General features: G+C 39.9%; 10 protein-coding genes, 12 tRNA genes and 3 rRNA genes. 23 read left to right on the forward strand and 2 right to left on the reverse strand.

The window, feature by feature from the left end; translation table 11 throughout:
• Positions 1-6: 6 nt before the first annotated feature.
• Together ACS3UD_RS02745 and ACS3UD_RS02750 are read right to left on the reverse strand one after the other, a co-directional pair.
• Positions 7-306, reverse strand: a complete 300-nt coding sequence (locus ACS3UD_RS02745) for a hypothetical protein (protein WP_308137864.1) — start codon at positions 304-306, stop codon at positions 7-9.
• Between the two features lie 12 nt (positions 307-318).
• Positions 319-1,368, reverse strand: coding sequence for a type II secretion system F family protein (locus ACS3UD_RS02750; RefSeq protein WP_308137863.1), 1,050 nt, complete (start codon positions 1,366-1,368; stop codon positions 319-321).
• A 652-nt stretch (positions 1,369-2,020) separates the two neighbouring features.
• On the opposite strand from ACS3UD_RS02750, the gene ACS3UD_RS02755 reads away from it, so the two are divergent.
• The 23 genes from ACS3UD_RS02755 (at position 2,021) to ACS3UD_RS02865 (ending at position 14,503) form a co-directional block, all read left to right on the forward strand.
• A 16S ribosomal RNA gene (locus tag ACS3UD_RS02755) occupies positions 2,021-3,669 on the forward strand.
• Positions 3,670-3,876: 207 nt separating this feature from the next.
• Positions 3,877-6,939, forward strand: a 23S ribosomal RNA gene (locus tag ACS3UD_RS02760).
• A gap of 182 nt (positions 6,940-7,121) precedes the next feature.
• Positions 7,122-7,238, forward strand: a 5S ribosomal RNA gene (rrf, locus tag ACS3UD_RS02765).
• Together the 16S, 23S and 5S rRNA genes with 12 tRNA genes alongside form the textbook arrangement of a ribosomal RNA operon.
• A gap of 3 nt (positions 7,239-7,241) precedes the next feature.
• Positions 7,242-7,313 (forward strand) — tRNA-Asn (locus ACS3UD_RS02770).
• Positions 7,314-7,368: 55 nt separating this feature from the next.
• A tRNA-Met gene (locus ACS3UD_RS02775) sits at positions 7,369-7,444 on the forward strand.
• Between the two features lie 11 nt (positions 7,445-7,455).
• Positions 7,456-7,527: transfer RNA gene (locus tag ACS3UD_RS02780), tRNA-Glu, on the forward strand.
• 7 nt (positions 7,528-7,534) lie between these two features.
• Positions 7,535-7,607: transfer RNA gene (locus ACS3UD_RS02785), tRNA-Val, on the forward strand.
• Between the two features lie 77 nt (positions 7,608-7,684).
• A tRNA-Asp gene (locus tag ACS3UD_RS02790) sits at positions 7,685-7,761 on the forward strand.
• A 57-nt stretch (positions 7,762-7,818) separates the two neighbouring features.
• Positions 7,819-7,891, forward strand: a tRNA-Thr gene (locus ACS3UD_RS02795).
• 18 nt (positions 7,892-7,909) lie between these two features.
• Positions 7,910-7,994: transfer RNA gene (locus tag ACS3UD_RS02800), tRNA-Tyr, on the forward strand.
• Positions 7,995-7,996: 2 nt separating this feature from the next.
• Positions 7,997-8,071: transfer RNA gene (locus ACS3UD_RS02805), tRNA-Gly, on the forward strand.
• A gap of 15 nt (positions 8,072-8,086) precedes the next feature.
• A tRNA-Gly gene (locus ACS3UD_RS02810) sits at positions 8,087-8,160 on the forward strand.
• A 12-nt stretch (positions 8,161-8,172) separates the two neighbouring features.
• Positions 8,173-8,249, forward strand: a tRNA-His gene (locus ACS3UD_RS02815).
• A gap of 15 nt (positions 8,250-8,264) precedes the next feature.
• Positions 8,265-8,338 (forward strand) — tRNA-Cys (locus tag ACS3UD_RS02820).
• A gap of 9 nt (positions 8,339-8,347) precedes the next feature.
• A tRNA-Arg gene (locus tag ACS3UD_RS02825) sits at positions 8,348-8,421 on the forward strand.
• A gap of 179 nt (positions 8,422-8,600) precedes the next feature.
• A complete protein-coding gene (locus tag ACS3UD_RS02830; protein ID WP_308137862.1) occupies positions 8,601-9,491 on the forward strand; it encodes a PhzF family phenazine biosynthesis protein in 891 nt (296 codons plus the stop codon).
• A gap of 42 nt (positions 9,492-9,533) precedes the next feature.
• On the forward strand, positions 9,534-9,713 hold the full coding sequence (locus tag ACS3UD_RS02835; RefSeq protein ID WP_308137861.1) for an indolepyruvate ferredoxin oxidoreductase subunit alpha: 180 nt from the start codon (positions 9,534-9,536) through the stop codon (positions 9,711-9,713).
• Positions 9,714-9,734: 21 nt separating this feature from the next.
• Positions 9,735-9,935 (forward strand): hypothetical protein, encoded by a 201-nt coding sequence (locus ACS3UD_RS02840; RefSeq protein ID WP_308137860.1) that lies wholly within the window; start codon positions 9,735-9,737, stop codon positions 9,933-9,935.
• Positions 9,936-10,102: 167 nt separating this feature from the next.
• Positions 10,103-11,143, forward strand: a complete 1,041-nt coding sequence (locus ACS3UD_RS02845) for a tripartite tricarboxylate transporter substrate binding protein (protein WP_308137859.1) — start codon at positions 10,103-10,105, stop codon at positions 11,141-11,143.
• A gap of 49 nt (positions 11,144-11,192) precedes the next feature.
• Positions 11,193-11,669: a tripartite tricarboxylate transporter TctB family protein gene (locus tag ACS3UD_RS02850; protein WP_308137858.1), complete on the forward strand. Its 477-nt coding sequence runs from the start codon at positions 11,193-11,195 to the stop codon at positions 11,667-11,669.
• Positions 11,670-11,681: 12 nt separating this feature from the next.
• Positions 11,682-13,157, forward strand: a complete 1,476-nt coding sequence (locus ACS3UD_RS02855; RefSeq protein ID WP_308137857.1) for a tripartite tricarboxylate transporter permease — start codon at positions 11,682-11,684, stop codon at positions 13,155-13,157.
• A 32-nt stretch (positions 13,158-13,189) separates the two neighbouring features.
• Positions 13,190-13,960 carry a type I 3-dehydroquinate dehydratase gene (aroD, locus tag ACS3UD_RS02860; protein ID WP_440977727.1) on the forward strand — a complete coding sequence of 257 codons (771 nt, stop codon included), beginning with the start codon at positions 13,190-13,192 and terminating at the stop codon, positions 13,958-13,960.
• A 123-nt stretch (positions 13,961-14,083) separates the two neighbouring features.
• Complete coding sequence (locus ACS3UD_RS02865; protein WP_308137855.1) at positions 14,084-14,503, forward strand: OsmC family protein; 420 nt, start codon at positions 14,084-14,086, stop codon at positions 14,501-14,503.
• The last annotated feature ends 1 nt before the right edge of the window (position 14,504 follow it).

Here is a 14,504-nt window from a genome sequence, read left to right on the forward strand (position 1 = left end):
TCTTCCTTATTTTAAATATATTTCTATATCAGGCATTATATTTGAAGCAAAAATAGAGTAGCTTATTACATACTTGTTATGATCAATAATTAATCCGTATTCATTTTCCAGATACGTAATATCAGGTGGATAAAATCCTTCAATTGCGTAACACTGAACAGCACTTCTCTTAATCGCATCTGCTAATATGTCGTACTTTTCCTTTTCAGCTGAACTATGAACATTTTCAACAGAATTATAAAAATAGCAGATAAAAAAAATAATAAAAATTATTGTAAAGATTTTTAATTTAATATTTTTCAACATAGAAATCCTTTCTTAAGCAATTGAAGACATTATATTCATTAAAGGAAGCATGACAGAAATCAATATAAATCCGATTACAATGCACAAGGTACCTACAAGAACTGGTTCTATCAACGAAACCGCTCTATTTATAGATTGATCTGCTTCAGATTCGTATATGTTTGTAAGTTTTCTCATTACAACGTCCATTTCTCCTGTTCGCTGACCCATATTGAGCATTTGTAAATGCATGCTCGAAAACAATGATAATTTTGAAACTGATTCAACAAAGTCATTTCCCGAACTTAAATAATCACTGCATTTTTTGATTTTGCTTTTTAGTTCGAGTTCTTGTACTATGTCGAGAAGTGTGTTAATTGAATTTTCAACATTCATTCCGCTTGATAACAGCAAAGACATGCTTGAAGCAAATCTGTAAGCAGTAATTTTTTTCATTATTGATTTTGAAAAGACAAAATTATTTAAAAGTTTATTTAAAATTGTTTTTCCGCTGTCTGTACGGGAGAGTATGTATGCAACAGCAATTAATATCATTGATGCGAGCACAGTAATTAAGACAACCTTACCTATAATGACACCTGTTGAAAAAGATATTGCAAACGAGTTTTTAGTATATCCTAGCTCTTGGATCATGCTTTCAAATATTGGAAATATTTTTGTGACAAGAATAATAATTACAAAAGACATCATAATAAACAGCATTAAGGGATAAAATACAGAATTTCGTATCTTTGATTTTAAATACGATTCTCTATCATAGTATTCTGCTAAAGCGTTTAATACATCATCCAACCGCCCTGTCATACTTCCTATCTGACACATATTTATTATATATGGAGGAAAGCAACCGGAATTTTCCATTGCCTTATACAAAGGAACCTTGCCAGAAAGTTCGGATCTTAACAAGCCAAGAACCTGCTTAATATTTCCATCTTCCATGTCAGTGTACATCCAGTTGATACCGTCAGAAATCAGCATTCCCGATTTCAATATCATTGCAACCTGAGTACAAAAATAAGATAATTCAGATGAAGAAAGATTATTAACTGATGCGTTTTTCATATATCCACCATCCTGTATAATTTGTAGCATTTAAATAATTATATTATAATTAGGTTTTAAACTCAACAATATTATCTATAATTTTACATAATTCGTTAAAATTCTCATAAATATTGAAATTTATAATGATAAGCATATGTTTTGAATGAAACATTAGCCGGTGACTTCATATAATAGATTTGTTCGCTAACAATTAAGCTACAAAAGTCCAAATATAAAAGGAAAACTAAAAAGATAAAAAGGGGATTGACAAAGGCAATCAAGTAAGCTACAATTATTAAGCACTTCGAATTTGGAACACATAGACTGAATATAAGATAAAAAAATATAGAAAAAACAGTTGACATCGAATTCGAGTTATGCTAAACTAACAAAGCTGTCGATGAGGACGGCAAACAAAATGAAAAACATACTTGACATTAGTTGTTAAATATGATAAGATTTCATTCCGGTTTATAAAGATTTGGAAATAAAAAAACAGTTGACAACATTGATGAGATGTGATAAACTACTTAAGCTGTCGCAAAAAACAGCGAAGAACCTAGACAATAAAACAGCATAAGAAACCTTTGAGAGTTCAAAGAAAAAAAGAACTAAAGAACCAAAGTAAAGAAAGACAAAGATAAGCTAAGCGCTATCTTGAGCAAGAATATAAAACGAGAGTTTGATCCTGGCTCAGGACGAACGCTGGCGGCGTGCCTAACACATGCAAGTCGAACGAGATTTACTTTTTCACTGAGAGCTCGAACATCTACATCAAGCACAAAAGTGTATAATATAATAAGATGTAGAAAAACAGTGAGTTGCACATTTGTGCTTCACGCTAAATCCAAGAGACAACACACTTGAAATTCGAGAGCTAAGTGAAAAGGTAAATCTAGTGGCGGACGGGTGAGTAACGCGTGAACAATCTGCCCTGTACAAAGGAATAGCCTCGGGAAACCGGGATTAAAACCATATAACACTTGATGACCGCATGGTCGATGAGTCAAATCGTTAGAGGTATAGGATGAGTTCGCGTCTGATTAGCTAGTTGGTGGGGTAAAGGCCTACCAAGGCGACGATCAGTAGCCGGCCTGAGAGGGTGAACGGCCACACTGGAACTGAGACACGGTCCAGACTCCTACGGGAGGCAGCAGTGGGGAATATTGCACAATGGGGGAAACCCTGATGCAGCGACGCCGCGTGAGTGAAGAAGGTTTTCGGATCGTAAAACTCTGTCCTTGGTGAAGAAAAAAATGACAGTAGCCAAGGAGGAAGCCCCGGCTAACTACGTGCCAGCAGCCGCGGTAATACGTAGGGGGCGAGCGTTGTCCGGATTTACTGGGCGTAAAGGGTGAGTAGGCGGTAGTATGTGTCAGATGTAAAAGGCTAAGGCTTAACCATAGTTAGCATTTGAAACTGTATTACTTGAGTGCAGGAGAGGTAAGCGGAATTCCTAGTGTAGCGGTGAAATGCGTAGATATTAGGAGGAACACCAGTGGCGAAGGCGGCTTACTGGACTGTAACTGACGCTGAGTCACGAAAGCGTGGGTAGCAAACAGGATTAGATACCCTGGTAGTCCACGCTGTAAACGATGAGTGCTAGGTGTTGGCCAGCGATGGTCAGTGCCGAAGTAAACACAATAAGCACTCCGCCTGGGGAGTACGGTCGCAAGACTGAAACTCAAAGGAATTGACGGGGACCCGCACAAGCAGCGGAGCATGTGGTTTAATTCGAAGCAACGCGAAGAACCTTACCAAGGCTTGACATCCCCTTGACCAGTGCAGAGATGTGCTCTCTTCTTCGGAAGCAAGGGAGACAGGTGGTGCATGGTTGTCGTCAGCTCGTGTCGTGAGATGTTGGGTTAAGTCCCGCAACGAGCGCAACCCTTATCCTTAGTTGCCAGCAGGTAAAGCTGGGCACTCTAAAGAGACTGCCGATGATAAATCGGAGGAAGGTGGGGATGACGTCAAATCATCATGCCCCTTATGTCTTGGGCTACACACGTGCTACAATGGTCGGTACAAAGGGAAGCGAAAGAGCAATCCGGAGCAAATCCCAATAAACCGATCCCAGTTCGGATTGTAGGCTGCAACTCGCCTACATGAAGTCGGAGTTGCTAGTAATCGCGAATCAGAATGTCGCGGTGAATGCGTTCCCGGGTCTTGTACACACCGCCCGTCACACCATGGAAGTTGGTAATACCCGAAGTCGCTGAGCTAACCGCAAGGAGGCAGGCGCCGAAGGTAGGATCAATGACTGGGGTGAAGTCGTAACAAGGTAGCCGTATCGGAAGGTGCGGCTGGATCACCTCCTTTCTAAGGAGAACTAAAGGACTTATGCTGTTTTATTGCTTGCTTTAAATAAAAGTAAAGCAAGACTGAAGGATACAGTATAAAACCACAGAACTTTGAAAATTGCATAGGAAAATGAAAAGAGAAGACATTAGTTAAATTCAAATTTTAAATAAAACAAATACAATTTAACCAAAACAAAATGTTATGAAGACATAACAATGACAAACAGGTCAAGATAGAAAGGGCTAAGGGCGAATGCCTTGGCACTGGGAGCCGAAGAAGGACGTGGCAAACTACGAAATGCTGCGGGGAGGCGTAAGCAGCCGATAATCCGCAGATATCCGAATGAGGAAACTCACATAAGGTAAACCTTATGTATCATACAGTGAATAAATAGCTGTATGAGGGGAACGAGGGGAACTGAAACATCTAAGTACCCTTAGGAAGAGAAAATAAAAAATGATTCCGTAAGTAGCGGCGAGCGAAAGCGGAAGAGCCCAAACCAAGTAGAAATACTTGGGGTTGAGGACATATCAAAGAGACAGAAAACTGTAGCCGAAGAGAGCTGGAAAGCTCCTCCAAAGAATGTGATAGACACGTAAGCAAAACAGTTTGAAGCGAGGATATGATCCAGAGTACCACGGGACACGAGGAATCTTGTGGGAAGCAGGGAGGACCACCTCCCAAGGCTAAATACTACCCAGTGACCGATAGAGAACAGTACCGTGAGGGAAAGGTGAAAAGAACCCCGGGAGGGGAGTGAAAAAGAACCTGAAACCCTGAGCCTAAAAACAGTGGAAGCACAAAAGTGTGACCGCGTACTTTTTGTAGAACGGGCCAACGAGTTACAATATGCAGCAAGGTTAATAACCAAAGGTTAGGAGCCGAAGAGAAATCGAGTCTGAAAAGGGCGAAAGTTGTATGTTGTAGACCCGAAACCGGGTGACCTATCCATGTGCAGGTTGAAGCTAGAGTAAAATCTGGTGGAGGACCGAACCCATTAGCGTTTAAAAGCTACGGGATGACGTGTGGATAGCGGTGAAATTCCAATCGAACCCGGAGATAGCTGGTTCTCCTCGAAATAGCTTTAGGGCTAGCCTCAAGTAAGTATAGTGGGGGTAGAGCACTGAATGGTCTAGGGGCGTTATACGTTACCAAAACCTATCAAACTCCGAATACCATATATATGTTGCTAGGGAGTCAGACTATGTGAGATAAGTTTCATAGTCAAAAGGGAAACAGCCCAGATCACCAACTAAGGTCCCAAAATATAGATTAAGTGGAAAAGGATGTAAAACTACACAGACAACCAGGATGTTGGCTTAGAAGCAGCCATTCATTAAAAGAGTGCGTAATAGCTCACTGGTCGAGTGGTTTTGCGCCGAAGATGTCCGGGGCTAAAATCTATTACCGAAGTTGTGGGATGTCGTAAAGCTCTTCATCTGTTCAATGAAACGATAACTGAGGACATCTCAGTTCAAAATCCTTCATTAATTAAAATAGATAAAAAGGAAGGATTTTGAAAAGCTCTAACGGGGCTAAAATCAAAATTGAGCGAATGAAGAGATTTACGACATCGGTAGAGGAGCATTGTGTACGGATAGAAGCACTACCGAAAGGAGTCGTGGACTGTACAGAAGAGAGAATGTTGGCATGAGTAGCGAAAGGTGAGTGAGAATCTCACCCATCGAAAGCCTAAGGATTCCTGAGGAAGGCTCGTCCACTCAGGGTAAGTCGGGACCTAAGCCGAGGCCAAAAGGCGTAGGCGATGGACAACTGGTTGAAATTCCAGTACCACCTTTAAGCGTTTGAGAAATGGGGTGACACAGGAGGGTAAGCTGGCGCACAGCTGGAAAAGTGCGTCTAAGTAAGTAGGGAGACGATACAGGCAAATCCGTAACGTCAATCCTGAGATACGAATGGGAGCGAAAATAAGTAGTGAAGCAGCTGAGCCCACACTGTCAAGAAAAGCCTCTATCGAGCAAGAAGGTGCCCGTACCGTAAACCGACACAGGTAGGCAAGGAGAGAATCCAAAGATGAGCGGAAGAACTATTGTTAAGGAACTAGGCAAAATGACCCCGTAACTTCGGGAGAAGGGGTGCCCTTCAGAGTGAAGACAGAACTGTTGGAGCTTAGAAGGGCCACAGAAAACAGGCCCAAGCGACTGTTTACCAAAAACACAGGTATCTGCTAAATCGAAAGATGAAGTATAGGTGCTGACACCTGCCCGGTGCTGGAAGGTTAAGGGGAGAAGTCATCGAAAGAGAAGCTTTGAACTTAAGCCCCAGTAAACGGCGGCCGTAACTATAACGGTCCTAAGGTAGCGAAATTCCTTGTCGGGTAAGTTCCGACCCGCACGAAAGGTGTAACGATTTGGGCACTGTCTCAACAATAGATCCGGTGAAATTGTAGTACTCGTGAAGATGCGAGTTACCCGCGGCAGGACGGAAAGACCCCATGGAGCTTTACTGCAGGCTGACATTGGAATTCGGTAGCAATTGTACAGAATAGGTGGGAGGCAGAGAAATCGGTACGCCAGTATCGGTGGAGCCAACGTTGGGATACCACTCTATTGTTACTGAATTTCTAACATGATACCGTGAACCGGTATATGGACACTGTCAGTTGGGCAGTTTGACTGGGGCGGTCGCCTCCGAAAGAGTAACGGAGGCGCTCAAAGGTTCCCTCAGCACGGTCGGAAATCGTGCGAAGAGTGTAAAGGCAGAAGGGAGCTTGACTGCGAGAGAGACATCTCGAGCAGGAACGAAAGTTGGACTTAGTGATCCGGTGGCACCGAGTGGAAAGGCCATCGCTTAACGGATAAAAGCTACCCTGGGGATAACAGGCTTATCTCCCCCAAGAGTCCACATCGACGGGGAGGTTTGGCACCTCGATGTCGGCTCGTCTCATCCTGGGGCTGAAGCAGGTCCCAAGGGTTGGGCTGTTCGCCCATTAAAGAGGCACGCGAGCTGGGTTCAGAACGTCGTGAGACAGTTCGGTCCCTATCCGCCGTGGGCGCAGGAAATTTGAAGGGAGCTGTTCCTAGTACGAGAGGACCGGAATGGACAGACCGCCGGTGCATCAGTTGTCACGCCAGTGGCATAGCTGAGTAGCTGAGTCTGGATTAGATAAGCGCTGAAAGCATCTAAGCGCGAAACTAGCCCTAAGATAAGATTTCCCATCACGCAAGTGAGTAAGACCCCCGATATGTTAACGGGTTGATAGGTTGCATGTGTAAGTGCAGCAATGCATTCAGCTGAGCAATACTAATAGGTCGAGGTCTTGACCTCAAAGATGCCCTAACCCAATTTTTTCGACTAAAAGGAGAAAAAAATTGAAGGTAGGTCATTCGCAACGAATTCCCAATTTATGCGACGCAAGGAGCAAGTAAATTGGTGAATGAGACTGCGCAAAAATGTCTAATCTAAAAATTCCTATGCGATTTTGAAAGTTCTGAAAGAACTTTTATATATCTGGTGACAATAGCGAAGAGGACACACCCGTACCCATCTCGAACACGGAAGTTAAGCTCTTCAGCGCTGATGATACTTGGCGGGCAACTGCCTGGGAAAGTAAGACGTCGCCGGGTTATTCCGAGGTAGCTCAATGGTGGAGCAACCGGCTGTTAACCGGTAGGTCGTGGGTTCGAGCCCCACCCTCGGAGTCAGTAATAAGCATGATAATAGGGCCATATATGAAGCTTTGGCAAGAATTATCGTCGCGGGATAGAGCAGTTGGAAGCTCGTCGGGCTCATAACCCGGAGGCCGTTGGTTCGAATCCAGCTCCCGCTACCAAAAAATATGATGGCCCTATGGTCAAGCGGTTAAGACACCGCCCTTTCACGGCGATAACCCGGGTTCGAGTCCCGGTAGGGTCATAAATATGGAAGCTTAGCTCAGTTGGGAGAGCATCTGCCTTACAAGCAGGGGGTCATAGGTTCGAGCCCTATAGTTTCCACTTAAGTCCTAACTTCATTAATCAGAGTTTTCTGAAGAATGTTTGGTAGGTCAAATGCAGTGATTAACTGCAAAAGCGGCCTGGTAGTTCAGTTGGTTAGAATGCCAGCCTGTCACGCTGGAGGTCGAGGGTTCGAGCCCCTTCCAGGTCGCCATTTTAAAAAAGAAGTATAGCCGAAGAGGTAAATTATTGGCGTAATATAATTATATATGCTGGTGTAGCTCAATTGGTAGAGCAACTGACTTGTAATCAGTAGGTTAGGGGTTCAAGTCCTCCCACCAGCTTTGTAACATTAAAAATAAGGAAGAGTTCCCGAGTGGCTAAAGGGGACGGACTGTAAATCCGTTGGCACCGCCTTCATTGGTTCGAATCCAATCTCTTCCACCATTGCGGAAGTGGCTCAGTGGTAGAGCATCGCCTTGCCAAGGCGAGGGTCGCGAGTTCGAATCTCGTCTTCCGCTCCAATATAAATTTATTTTGCGGGTGTAGCTCAATGGTAGAGCCCCAGCCTTCCAAGCTGGTCGCGAGGGTCCGATTCCCTTCACCCGCTCCAAATTATATTTTGGTGGATATGGCCTAGTTGGTTAGGGCGCCAGATTGTGGCTCTGGAGGTCGTGGGTTCGAATCCCACTATTCACCCCAAAAACTTAATATTAAGGCGCTATAGCCAAGTGGTAAGGCACAGGTCTGCAACACCTAGATCTCCAGTTCAAATCTGGATGGCGCCTCCAAAATATCTTGCACCGTTAGCTCAGTTGGATAGAGTGTTCGGCTACGAACCGAAAGGTCGTGGGTTCGAATCCCTCACGGTGCATTTGATTTTAGCAAATAAAAGTAATCCTATCTTATGCTGATAGGATTTTTTTATTTAAAATATTACCGACATAAAAGTTTGTGAGGAAAATAATGGTGAAACAAATATTAAATCATGGTATAATAAAATTATTGACTACATAATATTTTAAGATTATCTATGCGGAAAGGATGATTTAAATGAAATTTAGTATTGTTGATGCATTTACAGACAGGCTGTTCGGGGGAAATCCTGCAGGAATTGTGATGCTTCCGGATGGAGCGGATTTTCCTTCAGATGAAATTATGATTAAGACAGCGGCGGAACTTAGATATTCAGAAACGGCATTTATTAAAAAATTGGGAAATGAAACATTTAATATAAGGTATTTTACGCCTGTGTCGGAAGTTGATTTATGCGGTCATGCTACAATAGCTTCCTTTCATGCATTACTCAATCAAGGAATAATCAAACCGGGTAAATATATAAATATAACTTTGGCAGGGGAATTGGAAATTATGGCAGATAACGACTTAATATTGATGGATATGGCATATCCTAAGATATTTGATACAATTTTCTCCGAAGAAGATATAAATGAGCTTTACAGCGTTATGGGACTTGATTCAAGGGCACAGGGAATATGTAGTAAATATTCTGATATTGAATTGATTCCTAAAAAGGTATCTACAGGACTAATAGATATTATGCTGCCTGTAAAAAATGAAAATGAACTTGAAAAGATTAATCCTGATTTGGAATCTCTTACCTCGTTGTCTGAAAAGCATAAGGTGGTCGGAGTCCACGCGTTTACAGTTAACTCTGATGATGGAAAAATTCATTCAAGAAATTTTGCACCATTGTATGGAATAGATGAAGAAGCTGCAACCGGGACATCAAATGGAGCATTGACCTATTATTTATATGATTATGGTATTATCAGATTAGATAGTTTAAATAACATTGTTCAAGGAGAAAAGCTTGAAAGACCTTCAAGAATAGTTACTCAGATCATATTGGAAAATGGGAATGAAAAGATAAGAGTAGGAGGCTCAGCCGTTATCCTTGCAACAGGTAAAATAAACATTTAGTTTGGATACAGTTAAATATCGGATACCACAGTGGAGATTTTTATGAAATATAAGATAAATACAGAAAAATGTAAAATGTGCAGGATGTGCTTCAGAACAAGATGCAAGGCGCTGAAATTTGAAGAAAAAGTTATTATTGATTCAGACAAATGCAATGGATGTGGGATGTGCTATAACTTATGTCCAGCTAATGCAATTATTATGATTGATGAAGGAAAATAAAATTACTAGGAGGCTGTATAAATGATTACCAAAGATATGACAACGTTGGATATAGTTGAAAAGTATCCGAAAACAGAAAAAATTTTTCATGAATATGACGAGATTACTGGAAAATGCCTGCTTTGCAACAACTTGTTTGATACTGTTGAAGTTATTGCTGCGAATTATGAATTGAATTTGGCGGAAATGTTAGACAGATTGAATAGTGCAGATTTTAAATAAATAATTATAACAATGAGAATCTGTCAAAAGGCAGATTTTCTAGATTTGCTATTTTTTTAATAAAACTGTCCTTAAGGGCTTTCGATTAAACAGTCATATTTATCCCATCTGTACCATATGATATGCTTTTTATAACTATAAATTTATACAGAGTAATTGGAGGAAATATGAAAAAAATATTAGCGGAATTGTTAATTATTATCATGATGCTTTTATTACTGACAGGATGTATGCATGAACCAAATAATGAGCAACTTGCTCCATGTGAGGAAGAAGATACTCCTGCTTTTCCTGAACATGATATAAAAGGCGTTGTTCAGTGGGGTGCAGGGGGAGGAACAGATTCATTGATGAGACCTCTTGCTTCCATTGCAGAAAAGATACTTGGTAAAAGCATTGTAGTTCAGAACAAGCCAGGAGCAACAGGAGCTATTGCAACACAGTATGTATACGAACAAAAAAGCGATGGATATACACTGCTGATGGGAGCTGAAAATCCTCAGCTTTATACAATATTGGGTATATCGGAACTTACATACGCAGATTTTGAGCCGGTATTTGTTATTGGTGATGAAAAGGTTGGAATTATTGTAAAGAAAGGTTCAAAATATTTAACATTTACAGAGCTCATAGATGATGCTTTAGCTAACCCGGGTAAGATAAATATTGCAACAACCGGTGTGGGAGGTATGCCATGGTCTGTAAGTGCATTTATTACGGCTATAACAGGAGCAGAGTTTAATCAGATACCATTTGATAGCGATGCGTCAGCATTGGCAGCAGTTCTAGGAGGTCATGCAGATTTTACAATTTGTAAAGTACAATCGGGTATAGAATCATATAAGGCAGGGTATATCGAATATCTGACATTATTATCGACTGAAAGTGTAGGCGTTCTTCCTGAAGTTCCATTAGTAACCGAAGAATATCCGGATTTTTCTGATTATTTACCATGGGGGCCTTTCTATGGTATATTTGTTAATAATGGGACTCCTCAAGAGAAAATTGATGTATTAAGTGCTGCATTTTCGGAAGCGTTTAATGATTTAGAGTACGTAAACCTGATGGAAGAATTAAACATAAGCCCATTAGGGTTGACAGGTGATGAAGCAAAAGAATATCTTGAGAGATGGCAAAAAGATACTGCGGAAGCATTTTATAAGAGTGGAACAATAGATAAATCTCCGGGAGAACTTGGAATAAATTAGATTTCAATCGATCCTCGTATGATTTTCAATATATTAAGGATGTGAGTTAATGTCAAGTAAGATTAAACCGGGGGAAACAGTTTTTTTGTTTATGCTGTTAGGAATAGGGACAGGTGCATTTATTGAGTCTATAAACATGTATATGAATGATCCTGCTCCTTCATCATATGGAGCACTGCCTTTGTTTTTAAGCAGTATAATAGTTTTATTTATGATAAAAATAATTTTTTTTGAATCTAATAAAACAGTTTCTGAAAGTGAGAATTTTGTTCTGAAAGAGAAATTTAAGCTTGCTGTCGAATATATTTTCACCAAAGATATATTGTTAATGTTATTGATGCTTATAGGCTATTGTCTGCTGCTTGTTTTAGGAGTCGGATTTGAACTTGTAACTCCGATATTTTTATTTACATCGATGAGTTACTTAATGAATGGCAAGTATTTACAAAGCCTTATTTTTACAGTTGTTGTAATGGCTTTCATTCTTATTATATTCAATACAATTTTTCAGGTTATTCTGCCATAAGGAGGATAAGATATGGATTCAAATGTAATTTATATGTTGGCGCCTTTTGAGGATCCAATTCTTACAGCGCTTGTGGCAGTCGGTGTTTTTTTAGGTATCTACATAGGTTCTATACCTGGATTGTCAGGAACTATGGCGGTCTCCCTTCTTGTATCTTTTACTTTCGGATGGGAAACAAAAAGCGCATTAGCACTTATGATTGGAATATTCACAGGAGCAGTATATGGAGGCTCCAGATCAGCAATACTATTGAATATCCCTGGGGCTCCTGCAGCTGTTGCGACAAGCTTTGACGGCTATCCGCTTGCAAAAAAGGGCTTGGCAGGTCAGGCCATGGGTGTTGCTACAGTACAGTCGGTTCTTGGAGGAATAGTAGGAATAATAGTTTTAGTATTTTTTGCGCCAATTGTATCAGATTTTGTGTTAATATTTGCTCCTAGAGATTATATGCTTCTTGCATTCATGGGAATGATGCTGGTTGGAAGTCTTGGATCAAAGACTTTATCCAGAGGAATTGTTGCCGCTGCAGTTGGAGTGCTGTTGGGTACAATTGGAATGGACCCGATAAGTGCACAGCACAGGTTCACATTTGGAAATACTTATCTGCTTGCTGGAGTGAATTATATTACTGCAATGATAGGTCTTTTTGGAATATCTGAGGTGTTTGTACAAATAAGACAAAAAGACACTCCGATTATAAAGCAGAGGGTTGATAGGATATTACCATCATTTTTTTCAATTAAAAAGTATCTGCCATTAACAGTAAGGTCATCAATCGTGGGAGTTATTGTCGGAGCGCTTCCCGGCGCTGGCGGAGATATTGCAGCGTTAGTTGCTTACGATCAGGCAAAAAGAACCGTTAAGAATACGGAGGTTCCTTTTGGAGAAGGGGCAGTAGAAGGTATAGTTGCTCCGGAATCTGCAAATAACGCAGCAATAAGCGGGGCATTTATACCAATGCTTACAATGGGAATACCTGGTGATGCGGTTACTGCCGTAATACTTGGAGCTTTATACATTCATGGACTAAGGCCAGGGCCCATGCTTATGACAGAAACGCCGGATTTATTTTATATAATCGTAAGCTTTTTGCTTATATCAAATATATTTTTATTAATATTCGGTTTAACAGGGGTAAAAATATTTACAAAAATAGTTGAAATACCTAAAGGAATACTTCTTCCTATCATAATAATTCTGTCGATTGTAGGTTCATATGCGGTTAATAACAATCTATATGATATATTTTGGATGACAGCATTTGGTGTTATGGGATATTTCTTTAAAATGTATGACTTTCCGGTTGCTCCTACGGTACTTGGAATTATACTGGCTGACTTAATTGAAACGAATTATAGAAGAGCTGTTATATCCTCAGGTTCTATTATTGGTCTTATTGGAAGTATATTTACAAGTCCGATTTCAATGTTTCTGCTGGCAATAATTGTTTTATCGTTTATTGTTCAAACAAAGCAATTTATGCAGTAGCAAACTAAACGAGAACCCAAAAAGTAAAGGAGATGAACTTATTGAAAAACATAGAAATTAGAGGTGTAAAAATAGGTGAAGGAATGCCTAAAATAATAATACCATTGGTTGAAAGTACCGAAACGGAAATAATTCAAAAGTTAAAAAGTTTTAAGGAATTAAAATATGACGCTGTTGAGTGGAGAGCGGATTTTTTTGATGAGGTTCTCAATTTTGAAAAAGTAACAGAAGTACTGAGCGAAATAAGAAATTTGATACCAGATAAAATTGTATTTTTTACATATAGGACGAAAAAGGAAGGAGGGAACAAAGAAATATCTGTTGAAAATTACTGCGCACTAAATAAGGCTGTGGCTGAGACAGGTGATGCAGATATAATAGATGTGGAAATTTTCATAGGATATGAAGAAGCTGAAAGAAACATAAATAATATTCACTCCTGCAATGTACTTGTGGTTGCTTCAAATCATGACTTTTACAAGACACCTGATAAGGATGACATAATTTCACGAATGTGTAAAATGCAGGATGTTGGTGCTGATATACTAAAAATTGCTGTAATGCCTCAAAGTCCGGAGGATTTGCTGACTTTGATGTCTGCTACATACGAAATGAGACAAAAATATACAAATAAACCCATAATAACTATGTCAATGGGAGCCTTAGGAATGATGAGCAGACTGGCAGGAGAAATTTTCGGTTCTGCATTTACATTTGGAGCTGTAGGAGAGACATCAGCTCCAGGGCAGATACCTGCAGATCAGCTACATACAGTTATTAGCATTATACATCAAAATATATAAAATAAAAACTAAGAGGATTATTTTAAATCAAAGGTGCTGACATTTATACTTTAAGAAAATTAATTTTAAAAAAGAATTTTAATGCTATATAATTAAGACAATTACAAAATTTAGGAGATTTAAATGGAAAAGACGAAAATAAATGCTAATCTAAAAGGAAACATGGCTTTTGAAATGAAGATAAACGGCCATACTGTAATAACGGATACGGTCTTTGAAAACGGAGGAAATAATTTAGGCCCCAGTCCAAAGGCATTGTTATTGGCGGGTCTTATTGGATGTTCAGGAATAGATATAATGACTATTGTTAAAAAAATGAGGCTCGATGTTAAGGATGTTCATGTTGAAATTGAGGCTGAATCTAGAGATGAGGATCCGAAAATATATAATTATATTAAAATTATTTATAAATTTATAGGAACCAATCTCGAATATAAAAAACTTGAAAGAGCTGTTAAACTTTCACTTGAAAAATATTGCGGGGTTGCAGCAATGCTTGAAAAGGCTGTTCCTATTTCATATGAAATACAAATTATTGAGTAAT

The organism is Sedimentibacter sp. LTW-03, assembly GCF_052059825.1.
Taxonomy (GTDB): domain Bacteria; phylum Bacillota; class Clostridia; order Tissierellales; family Sedimentibacteraceae; genus Sedimentibacter.